Origin of the sequence: Alcanivorax sp., assembly GCF_019431375.1 — a bacterium.
Classification (GTDB): domain Bacteria; phylum Pseudomonadota; class Gammaproteobacteria; order Pseudomonadales; family Alcanivoracaceae; genus Alcanivorax; species Alcanivorax jadensis_A.
In genome coordinates this window covers 2,453,678-2,476,493 of the sequence record NZ_CP080267.1, presented here as the reverse complement: position 1 = coordinate 2,476,493, position 22,816 = coordinate 2,453,678, and the positions used below count along the sequence as shown (strand labels likewise).

Annotated in this window: 23 protein-coding genes; 16 read left to right on the top strand and 7 right to left on the bottom strand. The window is 58.9% G+C overall.

Features of this window, described 5'->3' with window-relative positions:
* Positions 1 to 27 precede the first annotated feature (27 nt).
* From slmA to coaBC, 5 genes are all read right to left on the bottom strand, one after another.
* On the bottom strand, positions 28 to 615 hold the full coding sequence (gene slmA / locus KZ772_RS11580; protein WP_290536725.1) for a nucleoid occlusion factor SlmA: 588 nt from the start codon (positions 613 to 615) through the stop codon (positions 28 to 30).
* Between the two features lie 319 nt (positions 616 to 934).
* The gene (argB, locus tag KZ772_RS11575; RefSeq protein WP_290536724.1) at positions 935 to 1,834 is read right to left on the bottom strand and encodes an acetylglutamate kinase; all 900 of its coding nucleotides are present in this window, start codon (positions 1,832 to 1,834) and stop codon (positions 935 to 937) included.
* A 199-nt stretch (positions 1,835 to 2,033) separates the two neighbouring features.
* The gene (locus tag KZ772_RS11570; protein ID WP_290536723.1) at positions 2,034 to 4,424 is read right to left on the bottom strand and encodes a phosphomannomutase/phosphoglucomutase; all 2,391 of its coding nucleotides are present in this window, start codon (positions 4,422 to 4,424) and stop codon (positions 2,034 to 2,036) included.
* Between the two features lie 18 nt (positions 4,425 to 4,442).
* On the bottom strand, positions 4,443 to 4,895 hold the full coding sequence (dut, locus tag KZ772_RS11565; protein ID WP_290536722.1) for a dUTP diphosphatase: 453 nt from the start codon (positions 4,893 to 4,895) through the stop codon (positions 4,443 to 4,445).
* 41 nt (positions 4,896 to 4,936) lie between these two features.
* The gene (gene coaBC, locus KZ772_RS11560) at positions 4,937 to 6,136 is read right to left on the bottom strand and encodes a bifunctional phosphopantothenoylcysteine decarboxylase/phosphopantothenate--cysteine ligase CoaBC (protein ID WP_290536721.1); all 1,200 of its coding nucleotides are present in this window, start codon (positions 6,134 to 6,136) and stop codon (positions 4,937 to 4,939) included.
* A gap of 186 nt (positions 6,137 to 6,322) precedes the next feature.
* Here coaBC and radC point away from each other — a divergent pair, with 186 nt between their 5' ends.
* The 14 genes from radC (at position 6,323) to KZ772_RS11490 (ending at position 17,675) form a co-directional block, all read left to right on the top strand.
* Complete coding sequence (gene radC, locus KZ772_RS11555) at positions 6,323 to 6,997, top strand: DNA repair protein RadC (RefSeq protein WP_290536720.1); 675 nt, start codon at positions 6,323 to 6,325, stop codon at positions 6,995 to 6,997.
* Positions 6,998 to 7,159: 162 nt separating this feature from the next.
* A complete protein-coding gene (gene rpmB, locus KZ772_RS11550) occupies positions 7,160 to 7,396 on the top strand; it encodes a 50S ribosomal protein L28 (RefSeq protein WP_035248690.1) in 237 nt (78 codons plus the stop codon).
* Between the two features lie 21 nt (positions 7,397 to 7,417).
* Positions 7,418 to 7,585 (top strand): 50S ribosomal protein L33, encoded by a 168-nt coding sequence (rpmG, locus tag KZ772_RS11545; RefSeq protein WP_007151127.1) that lies wholly within the window; start codon positions 7,418 to 7,420, stop codon positions 7,583 to 7,585.
* A 431-nt stretch (positions 7,586 to 8,016) separates the two neighbouring features.
* A complete protein-coding gene (locus KZ772_RS11540; protein WP_290509922.1) occupies positions 8,017 to 8,244 on the top strand; it encodes a Flp family type IVb pilin in 228 nt (75 codons plus the stop codon).
* Between the two features lie 26 nt (positions 8,245 to 8,270).
* Positions 8,271 to 8,729, top strand: a complete 459-nt coding sequence (locus KZ772_RS11535; RefSeq protein WP_290536719.1) for a TadE/TadG family type IV pilus assembly protein — start codon at positions 8,271 to 8,273, stop codon at positions 8,727 to 8,729.
* Positions 8,730 to 8,787: 58 nt separating this feature from the next.
* Positions 8,788 to 9,630 (top strand): Flp pilus assembly protein CpaB, encoded by an 843-nt coding sequence (gene cpaB, locus KZ772_RS11530; protein ID WP_290536718.1) that lies wholly within the window; start codon positions 8,788 to 8,790, stop codon positions 9,628 to 9,630.
* A gap of 25 nt (positions 9,631 to 9,655) precedes the next feature.
* On the top strand, positions 9,656 to 10,792 hold the full coding sequence (locus KZ772_RS11525) for a pilus assembly protein N-terminal domain-containing protein (RefSeq protein ID WP_290536717.1): 1,137 nt from the start codon (positions 9,656 to 9,658) through the stop codon (positions 10,790 to 10,792).
* A gap of 4 nt (positions 10,793 to 10,796) precedes the next feature.
* A complete protein-coding gene (locus KZ772_RS11520) occupies positions 10,797 to 11,987 on the top strand; it encodes a hypothetical protein (RefSeq protein WP_290536716.1) in 1,191 nt (396 codons plus the stop codon).
* Between the two features lie 11 nt (positions 11,988 to 11,998).
* Entirely contained in the window at positions 11,999 to 13,159 is a 1,161-nt protein-coding gene (locus KZ772_RS11515) for a CpaF family protein (protein ID WP_290509927.1), read from the top strand.
* Positions 13,156 to 14,076 (top strand): type II secretion system F family protein, encoded by a 921-nt coding sequence (locus KZ772_RS11510; RefSeq protein WP_290536715.1) that lies wholly within the window; start codon positions 13,156 to 13,158, stop codon positions 14,074 to 14,076. Before KZ772_RS11515 ends, KZ772_RS11510 begins: the two co-directional genes overlap by 4 nt.
* Positions 14,069 to 14,938 (top strand): type II secretion system F family protein, encoded by an 870-nt coding sequence (locus KZ772_RS11505; RefSeq protein WP_290536714.1) that lies wholly within the window; start codon positions 14,069 to 14,071, stop codon positions 14,936 to 14,938. The genes KZ772_RS11510 and KZ772_RS11505 overlap by 8 nt, the downstream gene beginning before the upstream one ends.
* Before the next feature lie 16 nt (positions 14,939 to 14,954).
* Positions 14,955 to 15,626 (top strand): tetratricopeptide repeat protein, encoded by a 672-nt coding sequence (locus KZ772_RS11500; protein WP_290536713.1) that lies wholly within the window; start codon positions 14,955 to 14,957, stop codon positions 15,624 to 15,626.
* Complete coding sequence (locus tag KZ772_RS11495) at positions 15,623 to 15,895, top strand: hypothetical protein (protein ID WP_290536712.1); 273 nt, start codon at positions 15,623 to 15,625, stop codon at positions 15,893 to 15,895. The genes KZ772_RS11500 and KZ772_RS11495 overlap by 4 nt, the downstream gene beginning before the upstream one ends.
* Complete coding sequence (locus KZ772_RS11490) at positions 15,870 to 17,675, top strand: hypothetical protein (RefSeq protein WP_290536711.1); 1,806 nt, start codon at positions 15,870 to 15,872, stop codon at positions 17,673 to 17,675. The genes KZ772_RS11495 and KZ772_RS11490 overlap by 26 nt, the downstream gene beginning before the upstream one ends.
* A 196-nt stretch (positions 17,676 to 17,871) precedes the next feature.
* Here KZ772_RS11490 and KZ772_RS11485 read toward each other — a convergent pair whose 3' ends face one another.
* Positions 17,872 to 19,065: an acyl-CoA desaturase gene (locus KZ772_RS11485; RefSeq protein ID WP_290536710.1), complete on the bottom strand. Its 1,194-nt coding sequence runs from the start codon at positions 19,063 to 19,065 to the stop codon at positions 17,872 to 17,874.
* A 273-nt stretch (positions 19,066 to 19,338) separates the two neighbouring features.
* Positions 19,339 to 21,324 carry a hydantoinase/oxoprolinase family protein gene (locus KZ772_RS11480; RefSeq protein WP_290536709.1) on the bottom strand — a complete coding sequence of 662 codons (1,986 nt, stop codon included), beginning with the start codon at positions 21,322 to 21,324 and terminating at the stop codon, positions 19,339 to 19,341.
* 136 nt (positions 21,325 to 21,460) lie between these two features.
* On the opposite strand from KZ772_RS11480, the gene mutM reads away from it, so the two are divergent.
* Together mutM and KZ772_RS11470 are read left to right on the top strand one after the other, a co-directional pair.
* Complete coding sequence (gene mutM, locus KZ772_RS11475) at positions 21,461 to 22,270, top strand: bifunctional DNA-formamidopyrimidine glycosylase/DNA-(apurinic or apyrimidinic site) lyase (RefSeq protein WP_290536708.1); 810 nt, start codon at positions 21,461 to 21,463, stop codon at positions 22,268 to 22,270.
* Between the two features lie 161 nt (positions 22,271 to 22,431).
* Positions 22,432 to 22,800 (top strand): hypothetical protein, encoded by a 369-nt coding sequence (locus KZ772_RS11470; protein ID WP_290536707.1) that lies wholly within the window; start codon positions 22,432 to 22,434, stop codon positions 22,798 to 22,800.
* Positions 22,801 to 22,816 lie beyond the last annotated feature (16 nt).

Genomic DNA, 22,816 nt, shown 5'->3' with positions numbered 1-22,816 from the left:
GGCGCCTGACTGCAGGCGCCTGCAGAGCTATTCCCGAAACAGGGTAGGGGTCAGTAGTTCCCACTGTGCCTGCCAGTCCTGGCTGGGACGGGCCTTGAAACCTGAGCGAACGAACTGGGCAATTCGGCCTTCAACTACTGCCAACAGCAGGTTGGCAGTAATCGTTGGGGTTGTCCGGGTGCGCAGCCCTTCCTTGATTTCCGCGTCGCGCAGTACCTGCTTGAGCTGACTTTCCACCCGATCATAAAACTGCTGGATACGCTGGTGCAGGCGCTCGTTCTCGCCGGTCAGGGCGTCGCCGGTAAGCAGCCGGGTAATGCCCGGGTTGCGCTCGGTGAAAGCCAGCATCAGGGCCAGGATCTGTTCCACCTGGCTGGCGGCATTGCCTGCTTCGGTGATGCGGTTGATTCGAGAGAAGATAGCCTCTTCAATAAACTCAATCAGCCCTTCGAACATTTTCGCCTTGCTGGGAAAATGCCGGTACAGCGCGGCTTCGGATACGCCTACTTCGCGAGCCAGGCCCGCAGTGGTAATGCGCCCCCCGGGCGCCGCTTCCAGCATGTGGGCGAGCGACTGCAGAATTTGCTCTTTGCGCGACGGTTTTTTTTCGGTCATGTAGCGTCGTTCCCGATTTGTAAGCTGCAAGCAACAAGCTTCAAGCTGCAACGCGAGGGTGGCTGGAATATATATCATATGCCGTGCCCACGCCCCAAATGCCATGAGGGGTGACGTCACTTGCTTGTTGCCTGGCTCAAGCCTGGTTGTCGTTTTATTTATCTTGTTTTTTACGCCAGTAGATCATTTCTGCTGACCTGCCAGAGTATTATTTATTCAGGGCACAAAATGCCCTCTTCCGTGGCGTTGTGCGCGGCGAGAGGGCTTGAATCTGCACGGTACTTCAACCGCGTTGCAGCTTGAAGCTTGTAGCTTGCCCCTAGTCCTTACTGATCAGCGTCCCGATCCCCTGATCGGTAAGGATCTCCAGCAGCACCGCGTGGGAAACCCGGCCGTCGATGATGTGGGCGGTGTGTACCCCGTTTTTCACCGCTTCCAGGGCGCAGCCTATCTTGGGCAGCATGCCGCCGTGGATAGTGCCATCCTTGATCAGTTCATCGACACGCTCGGCGCTGAGGCCGGTGAGAACCTTGCCCTGTTTGTCTTTCAGGCCCGCCACGTTGGTGAGCAGGATCAATTTTTCGGCACGCAGCACCTCGGCCATTTTGCCGGCCACCAGGTCCGCGTTGATGTTGTAGCTGATGCCGTCTTCATCAACGCCGATGGGGGCGATTACCGGAATAAAATCACTGCCGGCAATCAGGTCGATGATGGTGGTATCAATGCCTTGCACTTCGCCCACGTGACCGATGTCGATAATTTCCGATGTCTGCAGGGCCGGGTCGTTTTCGTCCTGGGCCTTGAGGAGCATCTTGCGGGCCTTGATAAGGCGCCCGTCTTTGCCGGTGAGGCCGATAGCCTGACCACCGTTATGCTGAATCAGATTGACGATGTCCTTGTTGACCAGTCCACCCAGGACCATCTGTACCACGTCCATGGTTTCCTGGTCGGTGACACGCATGCCCTGAACAAATTTGGATTCCTTGCCCAGGCGCTCCAGCAGGCTGCCGATCTGTGGGCCGCCGCCATGAACGATCACCGGGTTGAGCCCCACCTGCTTTAGCATCACAACATCACGGGCGAAGCTGTTTTTCAGCTCGTCGTTTTCCATGGCGTTGCCGCCGTACTTGATCACCACGGTGGCGCCAGAAAAGCGCTGAATATAGGGCAGCGCCTCGATCAGAATGCGGGCGGTATCGTGGGCACTGTTGGTGTCCATTACTTCTCCTCGGGGTGGCAGGTGAGTTGCGAGTTACAAGTTGAAAGATGCAAGGCGCGAGCAGGTTTTCGAGACTTCCATGCCGTACCTGCGTGCCAGACCCAGTGAGCGCGGCTGCGGGGTTCATCATATGGCACGGTCACTGTCCGCGTTGGAACTTTCAACTTGTCACTTGCCACTCGTCTTTCGCAATTCTAACTCAAAACGGCAATTCCAGGCTGTCGTCCACGGCCTGCAGGTGCGTGCGGAATTGCTCCTGGACTCTTTTCAGGGCTTCCTCATCACGGCCTTCGAACCGGGCCACCAGCGACGGGGTGGTGTTGGAGGCGCGTACCAGCCCCCAGCCGTCCGGGAAATCCACCCGCAGGCCGTCGATAGTGGTGGGGCGGCCGCCAGTAAATTGTTCGGCGCGGGCGACAAGGGCATCTACCAGAGCAAACTTGTTCTCTTCGCTCACATCGATGTACAGCGCCGGGGTGGTGAGACCGGTCTTGAGGCCATCGAATACCTGCCCGGCGCTGTCATCCTGCAGGGACAGGATTTCCAGCAAGCGAGCGCCGGCATAGAGGCCGTCATCGCAGCCGAACCAGCGATCTGCGAAGAAGATGTGGCCACTAATTTCACCGGCAAGCGGCGCCCCGCATTCCTTCATTTTTGCCTTGATCAGCGAATGCCCGGTCTTGTACATCATCGGTCGGCCACCGCTCTTGCGGATAATGGCCGGCAGTGCCCGGCTGCATTTTACGTCGAACAGGATGTCCGCACCGGGGCTGCGGCCCAGAAGATCTTTGGCGAATAACATCAACAAACGATCCGGCCAGATGATTTCGCCGCTGTTGGTGACCACCGCGACCCGGTCGGCATCGCCGTCGAAGGCCAGCCCCAGATCCAGGTTTTCCTGCTGCACGATGCGGATCAGGTCGGCCAGATTTTCCGGGTTGCCCGGGTCGGGGGCGTGATTGGGGAAGTTGCCGTCGATCTCGGTATACAGGGGAGTGACGTCGCAGCCGAGTTGCCTGAACAGCTGTGGCGCCAGTTCGCCGCCAGCACCGTTGCCACAGTCGATGGCAATCTTCAGTGGGCGGGCCAGTACGATATCGCTGGTGATATCACTCAGGTAGCGGTCGGTAATATCGCGTTCTTCTTCGCGACCCTTGCCTTCGCTAAAGGCCTTGTGGCGGATCCGTTCCTGCAGCGCAGTGATGCGCTCACCGTAAAGAGTGTCGCCGTTGATAACGATCTTCAAGCCGTTGTGGCTGGCCGGGTTGTGGCTGCCGGTGAGCATGACGCCGCTACGGGTTTCCAGCACTTCGGTGGCGTAATAGAGCACCGGAGTGGGCACCAGTCCCAGATTGATTACGTCACGACCGGATTCCAGCAGCCCCTTGATCAGGGACCGACTCAGCTCGGGGCTGGACAGGCGGCCATCACGGGCCACCAGCACGCTTTGTTGCCCCGCTTCGCCGGCCTCGCTACCAATGGCACGACCCAGTAGGTACACGCCCTGGGCGGTGAGGGTGTCGCCGGCTACGCCGCGTATGTCATAGGCGCGAAAAATGCTGTCGGGCAGGGTTTCCCCCTGTTTTTCGTCCACCAGCAGAATGCCATCGTCACTGTCTTCCTCAAGCACCAGGGCTTCCGCCGGCTTTCTGGCGGTTGGGGGCACTGAGGCTCCGCGTTCACGCAGCTTGCTGGCAAGCCGTGCCTGGGCATCGTTGACGGTGGAAAACAATGGGAAATGGAAGTGATTGCGGGCGCTGACACCGGGCTGGCGGGCCAGCTCGTCGCAGTAGCGGACCAGTTCGGCACAGTCCTGCTTGAGAAAGCGAACCAGTAGACGGTTGACCACCAGTGTGCCGATTAACAACAGCGCAATGCCCAGTGCCACGACGATGATGCTGATCATAAACAGATTGCTGTCGGTGGGCGATAGCGTCAGCTGAACCATCACCGGGCCGGCGGTAGCCTCGGCCTGGGGGGCGTTGCTGTTTCCGGGCAGGCTGAAGAGGTTGTTGCCCGCGAATTTTACCTGCAGCTGGCTGCCGGGCGGGGCAAGCCCCTGAAGGGTCTGGGTCAGTGTGGTGAGAGGGACTTTCAGTAACAGGGTGCCGTTCTGGTTGCGAGTGGCTTTTACCAGAACCAGAGTTGGGGGCTGGCCGGCGATGATTACCGGTCCCGGGGACCGGCCCAGGCGGACTTCCTTGAGCAGTTCCTGGGAGGTATAGCTGAAATCGTCGGTGTCCGCTCCCCGCCGCGGTACCAGTCGCAGACTGGCATCGGGAAGCCATTGGTGATGGCGGCTATTGAAATCCGCGATGGTGTTGTTGGAAAGCGCCTGGTCTACATCGTTACGAGTGGCCAGGAGTGCCAGTTGCTGCTGATGCGCCTGGATATGGGCATGGCCCAGGTTGGCGATGGACTGGGCAAGCTGGTTGGCGTGGTGCTGTTGTTGTTCAGCGTCGGCCACGCTGGTCTGATAAAACCAGGTGGCACCGCCAGCTACCAGTATGGCTGCCAGGGCGGCAATCAGTAGTGGTACCAGAGGCTTGAATGCGTTGACGTCTGCGCGTTTGTTCTTCTTGTTGCCCATGTCCCCTCCCGGTCATGCTCAGTGACGGCCGCTGTGGCCGAAACCGCCGCTGCCCCGCTCACTGTTGGTGAAGTTGTCCACCTGTTCCAGTTGTACCTGCATCACCGGAACGATGACCAGCTGGGCAATACGTTCGCCGGGTTCCACGGTGAACGGCTGGTTGCCCCGGTTCCAGCAGGACACCATCAGTTCGCCCTGGTAGTCGGAATCGATCAGGCCCACCAGGTTGCCCAGTACGATGCCGTGCTTGTGGCCCAGCCCGGAGCGCGGCAGGATCATCCCCGCATAGCCCGGGTCACTGATATGGATGGCCATGCCGGTGGGCAGCAGCTCGGTTTGCCCCGGTTCCAGCCGCAGCGGTTCCTTGACCATGGCGCGCAGATCCAGCCCGGCAGAGCCGTCGGTGGCGTAATGGGGCAATGGAATACTGTCGCCCAGTCGGGGGTCGAGAACACGATATTGCAGTTTCATGGTTTTCCCTTTGGTCAGGCGTCACGCTTCACACGCCAGCGTTAGTCTTTATACCGTATCGCAATCAATTCGATCAGTTGCTTGGCAATCTGTGCCTTGGAGGCCAGTGGCAGCACCTTGTGGCCACCGGGCCAGATGACGGTGAGGGCATTGTTGTCACTGTTGAAGCCCACATTGCTGCCGGACACGTCATTGGTGGCGATCATGTCCAGTTTCTTGTTCACCAGCTTGGCCTGGGCATAGGCCACCACGTCCCGGGTTTCTGCCGCAAAGCCCACGGTGAAGGGGCGTTTGTCGTGCTCTGCTACTGAGGCCACGATGTCCGGGTTTTTTACCAGGGTGAGGTGAATTTCCTCAGTGGATTTCTTGATCTTGTGGTCGGCGGTGACTGTGGGGCGGTAGTCCGCCACGGCGGCGGTGGCGATAAAGACGTCACAGCCTTCCTCCACTGTTTTCATGCAGGCATCAAACATATCCACTGCCCGGCTCACATCCACCCGGTCCACCCGTGACGGGGTAGGCAGATTCACCGGGCCGGCGATCAGGGTGACCCGAGCACCGGCTTCGGCGGCGGCCTCGGCCAGGGCGAAGCCCATTTTCCCGGAGCTCTTGTTGGTGATGTAGCGCACCGGGTCGATGGCTTCGCGGGTGGGGCCGGCAGTAATCACCACATGCTTGCCGGTGAGCAGCTGGTAATCGAATACCTCGGCGGCATGCTGGATGATCTCCAGGGGCTCGAGCATGCGACCGGAGCCTACCTCGCCGCAGGCCTGGCTGCCGCTGCCGGGGCCGAATACCTTGATGCCCTTTTCCTGCAGGATCAGCAGGTTTTTCTGGGTGCTGGTGTCTGCCCACATCTGCTGGTTCATGGCCGGGGCAATGGCAATGGGGGCGCCGGTGGCCAGGCACAGGGTGGCAAGCAGGTCGTTGCCGTGACCATGGGCAAGGCGGGCCATGAAATTGGCCGAAGCTGGCGCAATCAGCACCAGATCTGCCCAGCGGGCCAGCTCGATATGGCCCATGGCGGCTTCCGCCGTGGGATCCAGCAGGGTGGTATGTACCGGGTGTCCGGACAGGGCCTGCATGGTCAGCGGGGTAATGAATTCGCAGGCACCCTGGGTCATCACCACCCGTACCTGGGCGCCCACATCCTGCAGGCGGCGAACCAGATCGGCGGCTTTATAGGCGGCAATTCCGCCCGTGACTCCCAGAAGGATGCGTTTGTTCACCAGACGATGCATGACGAAATCCTGCGCAGCGATAGCGACGTTTACGGCGGGGGCTTACAGCAGCAAGGGCAAATCACCGGTGCCGTGGAAGCCGGAACCCTGCTATTACATAGGCTGCATAGGGTAGCACTAAGGTATGAGCGCTGCCCACTTCACAATGATATGGAATATCAAGGCGTTACGGGGAAAGGAAACGGCATGGCAATCACTGACTGGCCCACGGATGAAAGACCAAGGGAAAAGCTGCTGGCGCGTGGGGCGGAATCGCTGAGTGATGCGGAGCTGCTGGCAATTTTTCTGCGTACCGGGCAGCAGGGCATGACAGCGGTGGATCTGGCCAGAACCCAGTTGGCGGCGGGTGGCGGGTTGCGGGCCCTGCTCGACAGTAGCCCGGAGATCATGGCCCGCCTGCCGGGTATGGGCACTGCCCGGCGGGCCCTGTTGCTGGCGGCGCTGGAGCTGGGGCGACGTTATCTGGCCGAACCGCTGGAGCGGGGTTTGCCGCTGGATAATCCGGACAAGGCTGGCCAGTTGCTCACCGCTCGCCTGCGCGGGCTGCCCTATGAGGTGTTTGCCTGTCTGTTTCTGGACAACAAACACCGGCTGATTGCCTTCGAGCAGCTATTTCAGGGCACTATTGATGCGGCGGCGGTTTACCCCCGGGAGGTAGTGCGTCGGGCCATGGAGCATAATGCGGCTGCGGTCATTCTGGCCCACAACCATCCATCCGGTGTGGCCGAGCCCAGCCAGTCGGACCATGCCATTACCCGGCGGCTGGTGGAGGCGCTGGGGCTGATGGAGATCCGTGTGCTGGATCATCTGGTAATCGGCGATGGCGGTTGGGTGTCACTGGCGGCCCGTGGAGCGCTGTAAATGAGGCGGCAGTGGAGATGGGCTTGCGGTAAGTCCCTGAATCCTGGTGTATCCGATCGATTATCCGAGATTTCGCTTGAAACTTGACCGGCAGATTGGTATAAAACGCGCCTTTTCCGGGGCTCTACCGTCCCCCCGCAAGAAGATTTACGGAGCAAGACAATGTCCAAGGTTTGCCAGGTGACCGGTAAGCGCCCTGTAACGGGCAACAGAGTTTCTCACTCGAACATCAAGACCAAGCGTCGTTTCGAGCCGAATCTGCACCACCATCGTTTCTGGGTTGAGTCCGAGAAGCGCTTTGTGCGCCTGCGTGTGACCTCCAAGGGCATGCGTATTATCGACAAGAAAGGGATTGATGCCGTGCTGGCTGATATCCGTTCTCGCGGCGAGCGTGTTTAAGGCTAATTAAGGAGCTAACCCATGGCCGGTCCTATTCGTGAAAAAATCCGCCTGGTGTCCTCTGCTGGCACGGGGCACTTCTACACCACCACCAAGAACAAGCGTCTCCATCCTGAAAAGATGGAAACCAAGAAGTATGATCCGGTCGTGCGCAAGCATGTGGCCTACAAGGAAGCGAAAATCAAGTAACGGTTTTCTTGCTGCCTGCCTGGCAACGGACATAAAAAAAACCCGGGATTCTGTCCCGGGTTTTTTTATGTCAGGAATCTGGCCGGAGGTGGGTGCTGCTTGATTGCCTGTGGGCGGACCTTGTTAACGTTAGTGATGTCTTGTCGTCAGCAGTTCAAGTAACACAAAACGATCAGGCTTGTCTGTCACGCAAGTGCAATTCTGTGCTTTTAAAACACCGTTCGTCACCTTTCAGGCCCGAACGGGGTTTTTGCAATGCGGTTGCCGGTACTCCGGTGCTACTTTTACAGAAAGAAGTGCATCGCAACAAAACACTACGCAGTGGAAGTTGTGATGCATCTTACGGATGCATAGCATTAAATGCGAAGTTCACTTTTTCGCATATGCTTTCACATGATTTTCACATCAAGGGACGTGCAACGGAGCGCACTATGAGTACCTTAAAAGATATGTTTCGTTTGTTGATGATCCGGCTGTACACCCAGATGCCCGGGCGTGCGCGCAACCAGCGTGGTGCCAGTGCATTGGAATATATTGTGCTTGCTGCTGCACTGATCATCATTATTGGTGTTCTGGCTACTAATGAGACGGTTCAGACGACCATCAACACTGCATTTACAGACCTCTTCACTGACGCTTCCAATGCTGGTGGCTCGTAAGGGCTAGCCGCCTTCGGGTACGAGATATGCGGATACGCCGGAGAGTAACTGGGGCGGTGGCATTGGAGTTTCTGATGCTTTTTCCCTTTGTTGTTGCCATGCTCTATGGTGCGGCGGTTTACGGTCTCACTTTCTTTGCCCAGTATCGTATGCAGGCCGCCGTGGATACCGCTGTATCCACGGCGCTGTATGTGGACCGGTCCGATAACCAGGCCAGTGGTCTTGGCACTGCTGTAACGCAGAGGGCCAATACGGCGCTGGCAGGCCTGGTGGCGCAGTTACCGGAAAACCTGAGGGATAACCTGGATACAACGTCAGCCTGCGGGCTGGAAACCATTGCCGGGGGGGTGGAAGTGCTTCACTGCAGTCTGGTATACCCCAACTATCAAGCCAATCCGATTGTGCCGGTGCTGAGCTTCGGCATGCTGGGGGATTTTCCGCCCTTGCCGGCAACACTGGATGTGGATGCCCGGGCCGCGTTCTGATTTAAAGCGTCGGGTCGGCACAAGAACCAACATTTGACAGGGATGTTCCGGAGAGAACATGGGATCAAGACTGCTCTATATGCTGCCGGCGTTAGTGGTGGCATTGGTTGCGCTGATACTGGCGCTGGTGGGATTAAGTCGCGACCCGGCGCCGTCGCTGGTAGTCCGTGATGACGCCTCCGGTGAGGAAGTGCGCGACAAGGAAGCCCCCAGTTATCGTTACTGGGTCGTCACCGAGAGTTTGAATGTCGGTGACACACTGGATGAAGAGGTGTTGGCGGTCGTATCCTCGCCGGCACCTATCCCCAACGTGCTGACTGCCGACGAAAAGGTGGCCGGCAAAGAACTGCGTCAATACGCCCGTCCGGGCGAACTGCTTTCCCGTAATCATCTTGAGCCTGGTGGCACTCTGCCCAGCACCCTGCCCGCCGGTTTCCGAGCCTTGGCTGTGGGGGTGGATGATGTGGTCATGGCTGGCGGTTTGTTGCAGCCCGGTGATCTGGTGGATGTGGCGGTGTCATTTCAAAAAGCAGACCGGGATGACCCGGCGGCCATGGTGCTGTTGCGCAGCCTGCAGGTGCTGGCGGTGAAGGGTGCCATGGCGGCGGCCAGCAGTGATCAGGATCGCGAGGCCCAGCGTCGCAACAATACCGTGGTGCTGGCGGTGCCCAAGGACAAAGTGCCGACGCTGTTGCTTGCCTCGGAAGAAGGTACGCTGCGTTTGGCGGTTGTGGCCAGCCAGGACAAGGCTGCTGACGACAGCGACGCAGGAAAGAAAGCCAAACCGGTTTACTACAAGGATCTGTTCCCGGCGGCCCGCGCACCAGCACCACGGGCGACACCGGGCCAGAAAGTGGAAGTGTATGAGGGATCAGAGTCAAGGAGCACCTATGTGCGTTAAGGGGTTGTGGAAGAGAGCCGGGGCATTGCTGGTTCTGTGGTTCTCCCTGTCGCTTGTGGTCGTGGCGCAGGCAGATGCTCTAGAAGGCACCATGCGGGTGGCGCCCGGGGATCAGAAAGTGCTGAACTTCCCGGAATCGGTGGCCAAGGTGGCGACCTCGGATCCGAAGGTGGCGGCACTTACCGTGACGGGCAGTGAGGAGTTGTTGCTGACCGCCAAGGCTGAGGGCTCGGCGGTGATATCGGTGTGGTTACGCGGCAAGGCCAAGCCGCTGCGCAGTACGGTGGTAGTGGCGACGACGCTGGGTTCCTCGCTGCCTTTTGGCACCCAGGTGCAGACAGATATCCGGGTATTGGAAGTCAGTCGCTCGGAGCTCAACCAACTGGGTATGAGCTACAGCAATGTGTTCAACGATGGCCAGTCAGCAGTAGGGATTGCGCCTCCCGGTACCGGCTTTCAGGTGCCGGGCGTGGTGCCGGCGCCCTTGAGCTCCAATGGATTTAACCTGTTTGGCTTTGGCCCCAATTCGGTACTGGCCATCAATGCGCTGGAGGCGGGTGGCTTTGCCTATACCCTGGCCGAGCCCTCCCTGACCAGTCTGTCAGGGCAGAGCGCCAGTTTCCTGTCCGGGGGGGAGTTCCCTGTCCCCATTCGCAGTGATAACAGCGGGGTGCAAATTGAATTCAAGGAATTCGGTATCGGTCTTAGCCTTACCCCAACGGTGATTGATGCCGGTCAAATTATTCTCAAGGTAGCACCGGAGGTTTCCGAACTGGATTTTTCTGCCGGGGTTGAAACCGGGGGGGTTGCTGTGCCGGGCCTGAGGGTGCGGCGTGCGGAAACCACGGTGTCTCTGGCGCCGGGTGAGACCTTTATCATCAGTGGTCTGGTTAGCCGTAACACCATCAACAACAGTGACCGCCTGCCGGGCATCGGTAATATTCCGTTGTTGGGCGCCTTCTTCCGCTCCTCGCGCATTGAGAAAAATGACAAGGAACTGGTGATGGTGGTGACGCCACATCTGGTGACACCACAACAGAGCACCGAGCCCCCGGTGACGCTGCCAGGTGCGGGCTATCACAGTAGCAGTACGGGCTGGCTGGATATGGCCACGGAAAGTCGTCGTGGTTCGCAGCCAATTCGCCACGGCTTGAGCTGGTGATGCTATGAGTGATCATGACATTGTTCTTTCTGTTGTCGACGATGAAGGTATTGAAGCCTGGCTGGAGCGGGTGGTGGATGAGCCATTCCGTCTTGAACAGGTCAGCAGAAGCGATTTGACCCGTGTACTGCGATTGCTGGAAGCGACTACCGCCCATGTGGTGATGGTGGAAATTTCTGAAGCGGATATGGATCAGTCGCTGGCCATCATTACGGCTCTGACCAGTGCCCGTCCCTGGGTAACCGTGATCACCGTTTGTGCCCGTGCCAATCAGGAATTGTTGCTGCAGTCCATGCGCGCCGGTGCCCGGGATTGCTTTGTGGCAGGCAGTGAGGCGGGGGATGTGCGTGACCGCCTGCGGCGCCACCAGTTGCTGAGAGTCGGACACTATGATGACCAGGTTCGCTCGGCGACCAATAATCTCACTCTGGTGGCGTCCGCCAGCCCCACGGTGGATACCCGCTTTCTGGCCCAGAATGTGGCACTCGGGCTGAATCGCCTGTTCCCCAATGAACGTTGCCTGGCCATTGATACCCAGCCCGCCGAACGGGGTATTTTCTATCTGGATGTGCATAACGAGTACACCCTGGAGAACCTGTTGGCGAGCCCGGAAACCCTGGATGAAACTCTGATCGGCACTGCTCTGGAAGAGTATCGACCGGGTTTGCGGTTGCTGGCTGGCGGTATTGATAGCCGCGAGTTGGAAGGAGATCGCAGTGCGGATCTGTTCATTGCGCTCAATCACCTGATGCAGATGTTCGATCGTATCGTGATCAATGTGGGCACCCTGGAGGGTCGCCACTGGGTAAGAGCCCTGGGCATTCATGCTCGCCACCTGCTGATCACCATGCAGCCGCTGGTGGATCAGGCCCATGCAGTGCGGACCCTGGGTAATGAGTGGCGCTCCCATCTGGGGCGGGACAGCCAGGTTCATCTGGTGGTGGACGGCATGGAGAGCAAGGTGCCTCCCGATCTTGATGAGCTATCGGAGACAGCAGGAGTTGGCCTGCTAGGAGGGCTGCCGATGGACTGGCGTCACCGTCTGATGTCCATGAACAGTGGCCTGCCGATTCAGGAGCAGTCTCCCCGCTGTCGTTACAGCCGCGGCCTGCAGGCCATGATTAACAAGCTGGAATCACAGCAGGAAGTGAGTGCCGGTGAGAGCTGGTGGCAACGACTGCGCAGTAACGGATAGCAGGAGCGCTTGTGGCGGGACGGATCGACGCAGAATACCAGCATCTCAAGGATCGCACCCATCGCTGGGTGGTGGAGCGGCTGGATGAGGAAGGCATCGAGGTTGGCAATGCCGGCCGCGATCAGCTTGCCGATTTTGTCCGCACTGCGGTTGGGCAGCATATCGCCCTGAATCGGGTGCCCCTGTCCACGCAGGATCTTAATCAGCTGGTTCGCGATACACTGGACGAGGTAACCGGTTATGGGCCATTGGAGCCTTTGCTGGCCGATCCCCGTATCAACGATATCCTGGTAAATGGCCCGGACAGCGTCTTCATTGAGGTGGCCGGGGTCCTGCAAAAGGCATCGGTGCGATTCATCAACGACGATCATGTGGTGCGGGTAATTCGTCGTATGCTCGCTCCCCTGGGGCGGCGGCTGGACGAGTCCAGTCCCATGGTGGATGCTCGTCTGCCGGACGGGTCCCGGGTCAATGCGATCATTCCGCCGCTGGCCCTGGATGGCCCCAGCATCAGTATCCGTAAATTCACCCGTCACCATCTTGGTGCTCAGGAGCTGATTGATAGCGGCTCCCTGACAGAGGCGTGTCTGGATACCATGGTCAAGGCCGTGGAGTCGCGGCGTAACATCATCATCAGCGGTGGTACCGGCACCGGCAAGACCACCATGCTGAACCTGATCAGCCAGTACATTCCCCGTCAGGAACGTATCCTCACCATTGAGGATTCCGCCGAGCTGGTTCTCAATCATCCTCATGTAGTGCGTCTGGAAACTCGTCCGGCGAATACTGAAGGCAAGGGGCGCATCAGTGCGCGAGAGTTGGTAATCAATGCCCTGCGAATGCGCCCGGACCGGATTATTCTCGGCGAGGTACGCTCCAACGAGATCATCGAATTGCTCCAGGCCATGAATACAGGTCATGACGGTTCCATGAGTACCATTCACGCCAATAGCACCCGTGACGCGCTTGTGCGTATCGAAACATTGCTGGCGGTGAGTGGCTATGAGGCCAGTGAAACTGCCATCGGACGACTGATCGGTTCGGCGCTGGATATCATCATTCAACTGGAAAGGTTGCCCGATGGTCGCCGTCGCGTCAGCGAAGTGGTCGCGCTGACGCCGACGGAAAACGATCTGTACCACATGGATTACCTGTATCGGAGCCAGACATGAGTGCGGTAGAGCTGCTTGGCATGGCACAGCTGCTCGGCATTATTGCCGTGCTGACGGTGCTTATGCAGCTCGTCTGGTTTCGTTATCGGCAGCGCAGCCTGTTGACCGAGCGAGTGCGTCAGCGTTTGCAGCAACGGATGGAAATCGGCGGCGAACCGGGGCAAGTGCGAGTGGTTGCGGGTCCGTTGGAGCGACTGCTGTTGCGTGCCGATATTCGCCTGTCCAGAACGCAGCTGTCGCTGCTTGGTATCGTCATTTTTTTGCTTTTGGTGCTGGTGTTGGCGTCCTCCGGGCTCATTGCGGCGGCGGTGGTGTTGGCGCTGGTGGCAGCGAGCCTGTGGATGTACTGGCGGTTTCGCTTCCAGCAACAGCGGCGGATGATTTTTGAATCACTGCCGGGAATCATGGAGTCGACCCTGCGCTATATGAGTGCCGGCCGGTCGCTGGAGGCGTCGTTGATGGAGTCCTTTCAGGATGCTCCGCCGGTGTTTGCGCCGCTGACCTTCAGGCTGCGTAGTGCGATTGAATCCGGGCGCGATTACACGGGTTTGTTTGAAGACTTTTCCCGGCTTTACCAAGTGTCATCGCTGGTACTGGTTTCCATTGCGCTACGGACTTCCGCGCGGTTCGGCTCCTCCATTCGGCCAGTCCTGGAGCAGGTGGCTACATCGCTGCGTTCTCAGCAAGAGCTGCGTCGGGAGTTTCTTGCCTCCACCGCAGAGACTCGCTTTACCGCTGGCGCCTTTACCCTGCTGCCGCTGGGTATGGCTGCCTACATGATGCTGATTAACGAGAAGTATGCCGAGGTGCTACTGAATACGGACACCGGCCATACCATGTTGATGATTGCCGGTATCCTGCAGGGCCTTGGTGTGCTTGTTATCTGGCGAATGATACAGGGGGTCGGCCGTGAATAATGTGCTGCTGATTCTCGCTATTTTGCTGTCGGTCTTGTCTGTGTGGCTGGTATACAAGACTCGGGATTGGGCGTTACGTGCGCGGGTCAGCCAGCGTTTGCAAGATAGCGGCAACCATCGGGATGATGAGGATCGGGGTTTCTGGCTGTGGAAGCTGTCCAGTTCGCTGACGGAATCCTCTATCGCTTCGGGCGATTATCAGGAGATTCGCCAGGCATTGGCAGGCATGGGTAAGAGCCGAGAGCAATCCCAGGTCATTTACCTGCTGTCTTGCTGGCTGTTGCCGGCTCTGGTGGCGCTGGTGGGGTTTCTGGTGTTTGGTTTGCTGGGCGGTCTGTTGGCGTCGGCGGCGGGATTCATTGTACCGCGTAGGGTCATTCGCGGCATGGGGGCTCAGGCAGAGCTCAGGCAGAATCTGGAAGCCGTAGAGCTTTGCCATATGACACGGATGCTGATGGAGGCGGGGCTCTCACTTGAGCGCGTATTGCGCATCATCGGTCGCCAGGGGCGTCCGCTTCTACCTATTCTGATCATGCGGATAGACCGTTTTAATCGATTGATGAAATCCGGTGCAGAGCGCACGCAGGCACTGGATGAGTTGGGCGAAAACAAACGCATTCCGGTGCTGCGAAGTTATGTAGTACTGATGAAGCAAAGCAGTCAATTGGGTGCCGGAGTATCCGCCAGCCTGGATCAAATTATTGAAGAAGCCCAGAACGTGGAACGTAACCGCATTCGGGAGGAAACCAATCGGATCGGCGCCAAGATGACGGTGGTAATGATGGCGTTCATGCTGCCGGCACTGTTCATCTTGATAGGCGGCCCGGCGGTGATTTCCATTGCCGATGCATTGGCACGATAACAAAGGGAGTAACGACATGCGTGGCATGGTTTGGGGAGCACTGGTACTACTGGCGGGGTGTGCCCATCAGTCAGTGCCGGAGTCGGCCCCGGGAACAGTGGATGTGTCATCAATTGCCTGCAAGGAGGCATTGCAGCCAGAACAGCGCGTGGATCTGGAAATGGTGGATACCCTGATGGCCAAGGGGCGCAATTATGCAGCTCTGGCCCAGCTGGAAAGTAAACCGATGAGCGCCATCGATCACTGGTTACGCTACGGCCAGTTGTTGGCGGCCTCCGGCAAGCTGGATGAGGCTGAGCAGGTGTATCGTGCCCTGGCCAACCGCTGTGATGATGGTCGTAGTCGTCATGGCCTGGGTATGGTGTTGCTCAAGCGCCATGAAGTCATGGCGGCACTCTCCCACCTGGAGCGGGCTCGCAGCCTGGCTCCGGCCACTTCCCAGGTGCGTAATGATTACGGCTATGCCTTGATGCTGGTAGGTCGCTACGAGGATGCGGCTTTCGAGCTGCGCACCGCCCTGGAGCTGGCCAATGGCAAGGGGCCGGTTCGTCAGAATCTGGCTGTGGCCTATCTGATGACCGATGACCGTGAGGGCCTTCGGGCGTTACAGTCGAATTATGGTTTTTCGGAGGATGAAATCGCCTATGCCGAGAAACTCAGTGAACAGTTCGGGAGGACCCGACAATGAAAAAACTGGCCTTGATACTGATGTTGCCGGGAACGGTGCTGGCGGCGGAGCCCCGGCAAGCCTATACCTTTGGTGTTTCCGGGCAGGTCGTCAGTAATAAATCCGAGACGGTCACTGACTGGCTGCTCAATCAGCAGAGGGACTCCCGCCCTGCAGGGCAGAGTGAGCTGGCGGCACCGCTTTATGTGGATACCCAGCGCCGCCTGGCAGATTCCTTCCGTACCGCGATTCCGGAAAGTTTCGGTGAACAGACCCGAGACGACAATTAATCGTTTCCGGCAGCGCGGGGCCCTGTCGGTCATCACCCCGCTATTGCTGCTGATCGTCATTATTCTCACGGTAATGGCGCTGGATGGCGCACGTCTGTACAGCCTGCGCAGCGAGATGCAGGCCCAGGTGAATGTGGCCGCCCAGGCTGCGGCGGGGGAGACACAGACATGCGGCGGGCAGGCACCCAGCTCTGCCGTGGTGCAACAGCGTGCGCAGGCAGCCGCCGCCGCCCAGGGGTTCCAGGGTGATGCTGCTGCCCTGCAGGTGCAGCTCGGTGTCATTGAAGATGGCGACAATGATGGGGTAGTGGCTTTCGCACCTGTTAGCTTCATTGAAGAAAGTAATGCAGTACTGGTGAGTTATACACGCACCGAACCGATATCCATGCTGCTGCCGCAATCGGTGTTCGGAGGTATCGACATTTCAGTCAACGCCGCCGTGCGTAAGGAAGTGGAGGCAACCATCAGTGCTGCCGGGGGTACAGCCGGCGTAGGTGGTGATGCCACCTTGCTCGGCACTCTTCTTGGTGTGGTTCTTAATCAGCCGGGGTTCGGACTGGACCCGACCGATCTGAACAGTCTAGAAAACGCCACGGTACAACTGGGAGATTTGCTCTCTGCAGCGGGGGTTGATGACCTGGTGGAGCTCTTGCCGCTTGAGGCATCTGCCCTGGCGGCTGCACTCAGTGATGTTGGTGGGATTGCTGCGCCGGTGGCGGATATGCTCGATGACCTGGTAACGGCTGAGGGGATAGAGACTATCAAGGTGGCCGATATTATCAGTGTTGCGGAGAATGCCTCTGTCCCGGACTCCAGCGAATTTCCTGTCTATGACCTGGTCATCAGTCTGGTGCTCAATCTGGCGGAGCAGCAGCAAGCTGGAGAAGGTGGGGTGCTGTCATTGCCGCTGAATATCAACAATCTTTCCATTCCGTTGATTGCCAATATTACGGCTGTGGACCTGGGCTTGAATGTGGGGGAGCCGCCTACGGTGGCCGTGGGGCCGGCCCGACAGAATGCGGACGGTGAATGGGTAACCAGTTTCTATGCCCCGGACCTGACTCTTCAGTTGTCGGCTGATGTGGAACTGTTGCCAATAAACATTGGTGGGCTTTTGTCGTTTTCGCTGGCTGATTTGACCATTCCTCTGGCAGTGAATGCCGGTGGTGGCAGAGGCCAGCTGGTGTCTGCTGACTGTGCCCGTGGTACGGCAAACACCGTCGAGTTCGGCGTTAATCTTGAGCGGGAAGTGGCTCGTATCGTAACTGGGACATTGACCTCGGATGGCGAGTTACAGCCTGAGCCGCTGGAAGCGACTGTCGGCAGGTTGACCTTGTTGTCAGGGCTGCTCCCTCCCATTGAAGGCATACTTTACCTGAATGCGGAAGTGGATGGTCTGGCGCCCGGCGTGGAAGAAACGGTATTCATGGATCCGCGCTATGATTTGTATTGTGATCCTGTCGATGGGTGTGATCAGTTGAGATACAGCGACCTGGGTGATGGGTTGTCCGGTCTTGATCTGGATGTAGAGGTTAATGAGGCCTCATTGCTTAAAAGCAGTTTTGGTTTGATCAACCTGACGCCGCTATTGAAGCCTATTCTGGATCCGGTGCTGGCGTTGTTGGACGACGTGATATTGAGTCTGGCTCAGGCAGTGATTAACCCTTTGCTGAGAACCCTGGGTGTCGGCTTGGGGGGGATCAGTGTCAATATCAGCGCTGCCAACCAGGATGGCATTCAACTCATCGAGAACATTACGGTTGAGCCGCTGGGTCAGTGATGATGGCCGTCGCTGCCGCTCGCGGCCATTCAGCGACACGTCTGATGCAGGCGGGTTTCGATCCTGCACCATGTAGCGTGCATTGCCTCGCCTGTTTGCCGTCCGGCTGTAACTCTTATTCTATCGTTGGCAATCTGAAACCATAAAAAAGGCCGCAAAAGCGGCCTTTTTTACGGTGCCTTGATATGGCTAAGGCTCAGTGGGCAACTGCGGCCGGCCGGTAACGGGTCAGCTGATCGGCAAACTCTTGCAGGGCAGCAATGCCGGACTCGCGGGCATCGTGGTACCACTGCTCCAGGGCTTCCACCATTTCTGACGAGTTACGGCTGGTCTGGGACCAGATGTCCTGCAGGCGCAGGCGGAACTGGTAGATGGCATCCAGGGTTTCGTTGCTTTCCGTCAGTGTCTGCAGGCGCTTTTTCTGTCCGGGCTTGATCAGGCTGATGTCGCGGTGGAACAGGGCATGGGCACGGGCATACAAATCGCGGGTAGCGTCGCAGGCGCGGGCCTGTTCCTGCTTGAACACCGGCAAGATCACGGTCTTGCGGTAGTTGGCCATTACCTGGAAGCGGTGCTGCATGATGCCGCGAAGGGCATCCAGATCCACTTTGCTGGCGCTTTTCTCGAAGGCCGGCTTGGGAGCGACCTTTTTCACCTTGGCCAGGCCAAGTATCTCGAACAGACGAATCCAGGCCCAGCCCATGTCGAACTCGAAACGGCGCACGGACAGCTTGGCGGAGTTGGGGTAGGTGTGGTGGTTGTTATGCAGCTCTTCGCCACCAATCAGGATGCCCCAGGGAGAAATATTGCGTGACGCATCGGCACATTCGAAGTTGCGGTAGCCCCAGTAATGACCGATACCGTTGATGACGCCGGCGGCGAACAGCGGGATCCACATCATCTGAACGGCCCAAACAGTGATGCCGGCAGCGCCAAACAGCAGCAGGTCGATCACGGCCATCAGGGTGACGCCACCCATGGGAAAGCGGGAATAGACGTTTCGCTCAATCCAGTCGTCCGGGCAGCCCGCCCCGTATTTACTCAGGGTTTCCTGGTTTTCCGCTTCTTCGCGGTACAGTTCGGCACCTTCGCGCAGGACTTTCTGGATACCTTTGACCTGCGGGCTGTGCGGGTCGTCTTCGGTTTCGCACTTGGCGTGGTGTTTGCGGTGGATAGCGGTCCACTCGAGGGTATTCTGGCCGGTGGTCAGCCACAGCCAGAAACGGAAAAAGTGTTTCAGCACCGGGTGTAGTTCCAGAGCCCGGTGGGCGGAATAGCGGTGCAGGTAGACGGTGACGCCGACAATGGTGATGTGGGTCATGGCCAGGGTGATCAGAATCAGGGCACCCAGGCTGGGGGCCAACAGGCCGTTGCTCAGATAATTCAGCATGAAAGTCGCACAAGGTAAAAACGGAGTTCCTATTGTGCCCAGTCGGGGTGACAGGAAGAAGGTGCCGGATAGGTCAAATTCGGACTTTCGGGCCAAGGGTTGGCCAGGGGCGGATAAACGGTAGGAGAAAGCGCGCAAGGCCCCCGGGGTTTGACCCGGAGAGCAATTGCAGGCCGGAAACGGAAGGCTATGGGCGACGGCAAAGGGGTGAAAGGTTCCCGGGTTTGCTTTTCGAAACTCGCACCTCGTCACTCGCTACGTCGATCCAGGCTTTTATAGGCAGGGGTCAGGGCGCTCCAGCAACAGGTGTCCATGGGGATCCACCGATGCCTGCCAGCCCGGGGCCAGCCAGGTCGTGCCCACCGCTTCGGCAATCAGCGCCGGGCCTTGCAGGATCTGGCCGGCGCCCAGGGCGTCGCGATCATAAATGGTCACCTGCTGGTCCACGCCGGGCAGCTGCGCGTGCCGGGTCGCCGCTACGGTGAGGGCCGGCAGGGGCGGTTGGGTGGGTGGTGAGGTGGTGGCCAGGCTTTGCACCCTGATGTTCACCTGCCGTACCGGTAAGGCCAGCCGGTGGCCGAAGCGCTGCTCATGGGCATCATGAAATAACCGTTCCCGCTCCGCTGCCTCGTCCTGCCAGGGAATCTGCAGCACCGATGACTGGCCCTGGTAGCACATATCCACAAAGACCCGGTGCTGGATGTGGCTGGCGGGCACGCCCTCGCGGATCAGCTCTTCATGGCCTTGCTGTTGCAGGATCTCGATTTGCGATTGCAGCACGGTGTGGTCAGATGCCTCGGGCAGGGCCTGGAGTTGTTCTCGTTTGCGTGGCGCATAGACCAGCCCCTCGGCGGACAGGACCCCGGCACGGCGGGGGACAATGGCCCGCTGCATGCCCAGGTTGTCTGCCAGGGCGCAGACGTGCAGGCCGCCAGCGCCGCCAAAACTGAGCAGGGCGAAATCCGCCGGGTCGAAGCCTTTCTGGATGGAAATCACCCGTAGCGCCTGGGTCATGTGTTCATTGGCCAGCGCCAGTACTCCTTCAGCGGTGTCTTCCACGCCCAGGCCCAGCTGTGTTGCCAGTGTCTCCATGGCGTTTCGGGCGGCGGCGGTATCCAGTGTCAGGGAGCCGCCCAGGGCGAAATCCGGTTGCAGCCGGCCGAGTACCACATTGGCGTCGGTGACCGTAACCCGGTCGCCGCCACGGCCATAACAGGCCGGGCCCGGGTCGGCGCCGGCGGAATGTGGGCCCACATGTAAGAGGCCGGCATCATCCACATAGGCCAGCGAGCCACCACCGGCGCCGATGGTGTGCATGTCGACCATGGGCACCGCCACCGGATAGGGGCCAATGTGGCCCTGCTGGGTGAGGCGCAGGTCGCCGTCCAGCAGTGCCACGTCCGTAGAAGTGCCGCCCATGTCGAAGGTCATCAGTTGTGGTTGCTGAAGTTGCTCACCCAGGCGTCGGGCGGCAGCAAGGCCGCCGGCAGGCCCGGACAACAGAAGATTCACCGCCAGCCCGGCGGCCTGCTCGGAAGCGATGGTGCCGCCGTGGGATTGCATGATGGCCAGAGGTGCGGGCGTTGTCGCTTGCTGAAGGCGCTGCAGATAGTCCGCCACTTTCGGCGCTAGCCAGGCATTCAGCCAGGTGGCCATGCCGCGCTCGTATTCTCCCCGAGTCGCCAGAATGGCGTGGGAAGCACTGACGGTCAGGCCAGCTGCCTGCAGGGCCTGGCGGATGCGCTGCTCGTGGGATGAGTTCAGATAGGAAAATAACAGGCACAGGGCCACAGATTGGGGCTGGTGGCCAAGCACCTTTTCAACCAGTGCCGTCAGGTCCGCTTCTTCGAGCGGTGTTACTTCCTTTCCCTGGGCATCGAGCCGGGCAGGAATGCCTACAACTTCCAGAGTTTCCAGCACCGAGGGCGGTGGAGTCGGTGTCAGGTTATAGAGTTCTGCCCGGTTCTGGCGGCCGATGCGCAGAATGTCCTCAAGCCCCTGGTTGGTAATCAGCAAGGTGTTAGCGCCCTTGCCTTCCAGTGCCGCATTGGTGGCCACCGTGGTGCCGTGGACGATGGCAAGCTGTCCTGCGGCCATGGCATCGCCGAGCCCAAGCTCGTCAATGCCTTGCAGGATAGCCTGCTCGGGGGCCGAGGGCGTGGACAGTACCTTGTGAATGCGCGGCTCACCGTCGCCGAGCAGTACAAAGTCGGTAAAGGTGCCGCCGGTGTCGACACCGAGCCAATAGGAAAGGGACATAGCAGTGAATAGTGAACCGTGAAAAGTTAACAGCGACAAACAGGGCGTATCTGTTGGCCCCGGTGGTGCTACCATACCCGAAGCGGGTGAATTTTAACTATTCACTGTTAACTATTAACTATTCACTGCTTTCTTCATGCCCGAACTACCCGAAGTGGAAACCACCCTCAGAGGCATTCGCCCCCATCTGGAAGGGCGCATCCTGAAAGCGGTTACCGTGCGTGACCCGCGGCTGCGCTGGCCGGTCAGTGACGCCCTGTATGCGCTGAAGGATTGCCCGGTAATCGCCTTGCGGCGCCGGGCCAAGTACCTGCTGATCGAGCTGGAGGCAGGCCAGGTGATGATCCACCTGGGCATGTCCGGCACCCTGCGTGTGGTGGAGGCGGCGTTGCCGTTGCGCAAGCATGATCATGTGGATCTGCTGCTCGACAGTGGCAAGGTGCTGCGTTTCAACGACCCCCGTCGTTTCGGCAGTGTGTTATATCAGCCCGGCGCTGAGCCCCATGCATTACTGGCCGCGCTGGGTCCGGAGCCGCTGGGGGATGAGTTCGATGGCGACTGGTTGTTCGCCCGCTCACGGGGGCGAAAGGTAGCGGTGAAAAGCTTCATCATGGATAACGCCACGGTGGTCGGGGTAGGGAATATTTATGCGCAGGAAAGCCTGTTTCTTGCCGGTATCCATCCTTCCCGAGCGGCAGGGCGCATTTCCCGGGAACGTTATCAGCGCCTGGCAGGTGCCATCAAAGCGGTACTGGCCCGAGCCATTGAGGCTGGCGGCACCACCCTTAAGGATTTCACCAGTGCAGAGGGGCAGCCGGGCTATTTTGCCCAGTCCCTGAGCGTCTATGGTCGTGCGGGCTTGCCCTGCCCACAATGTGCGAGCCTGCTCAAGGCTGATCGCCACGGGCAGCGCAGTACCAGCTATTGCCCGCAATGCCAGCGGTAGGGTGTGACTGCGAAGTGAGAGCTGGTCACGAATTGACCATGCCGCCTATTGCTGGGGTACGAACAAAGGTGTAGATTGTGATGCAATTGTCGGAATATTAACGACTTAGCTGAAACAATGTCAGCGATACTTTAACTATAAAAATACAAGAGGGATTCACCATGAAGCGAGCAAAGCGCCCGGTAGTGGCATCTGTTCTCGCCTCCACCCTGGTGCTGAGTGCAATGACGCCGCTTGCTACTCATGCCCGATCCATGGGGGACGTGGATAATCGCCCAGGCGAAGTGGCCATGATCGGGGATGCCCTGATTGCCCGCCCTGTGCTGGCGGCTTCAACCCTGGTGGGATTCGCGCTCTTTACCGTCACGCTGCCGGTCAGCCTGCTGGGGGGCAATGAAGACGAGGCTGCCGAGAAGCTGGTAAGGGCCCCGGCCCGTAGTACGTTTCTGCGCTGCCTGGGTTGCACCCCGGCCCAGCACGATCAGCTTGCTGCTGAAAAAACAAGAAAAGACGCTCAAGAGAATAAGTAAGCCGGTAGGCTGATAA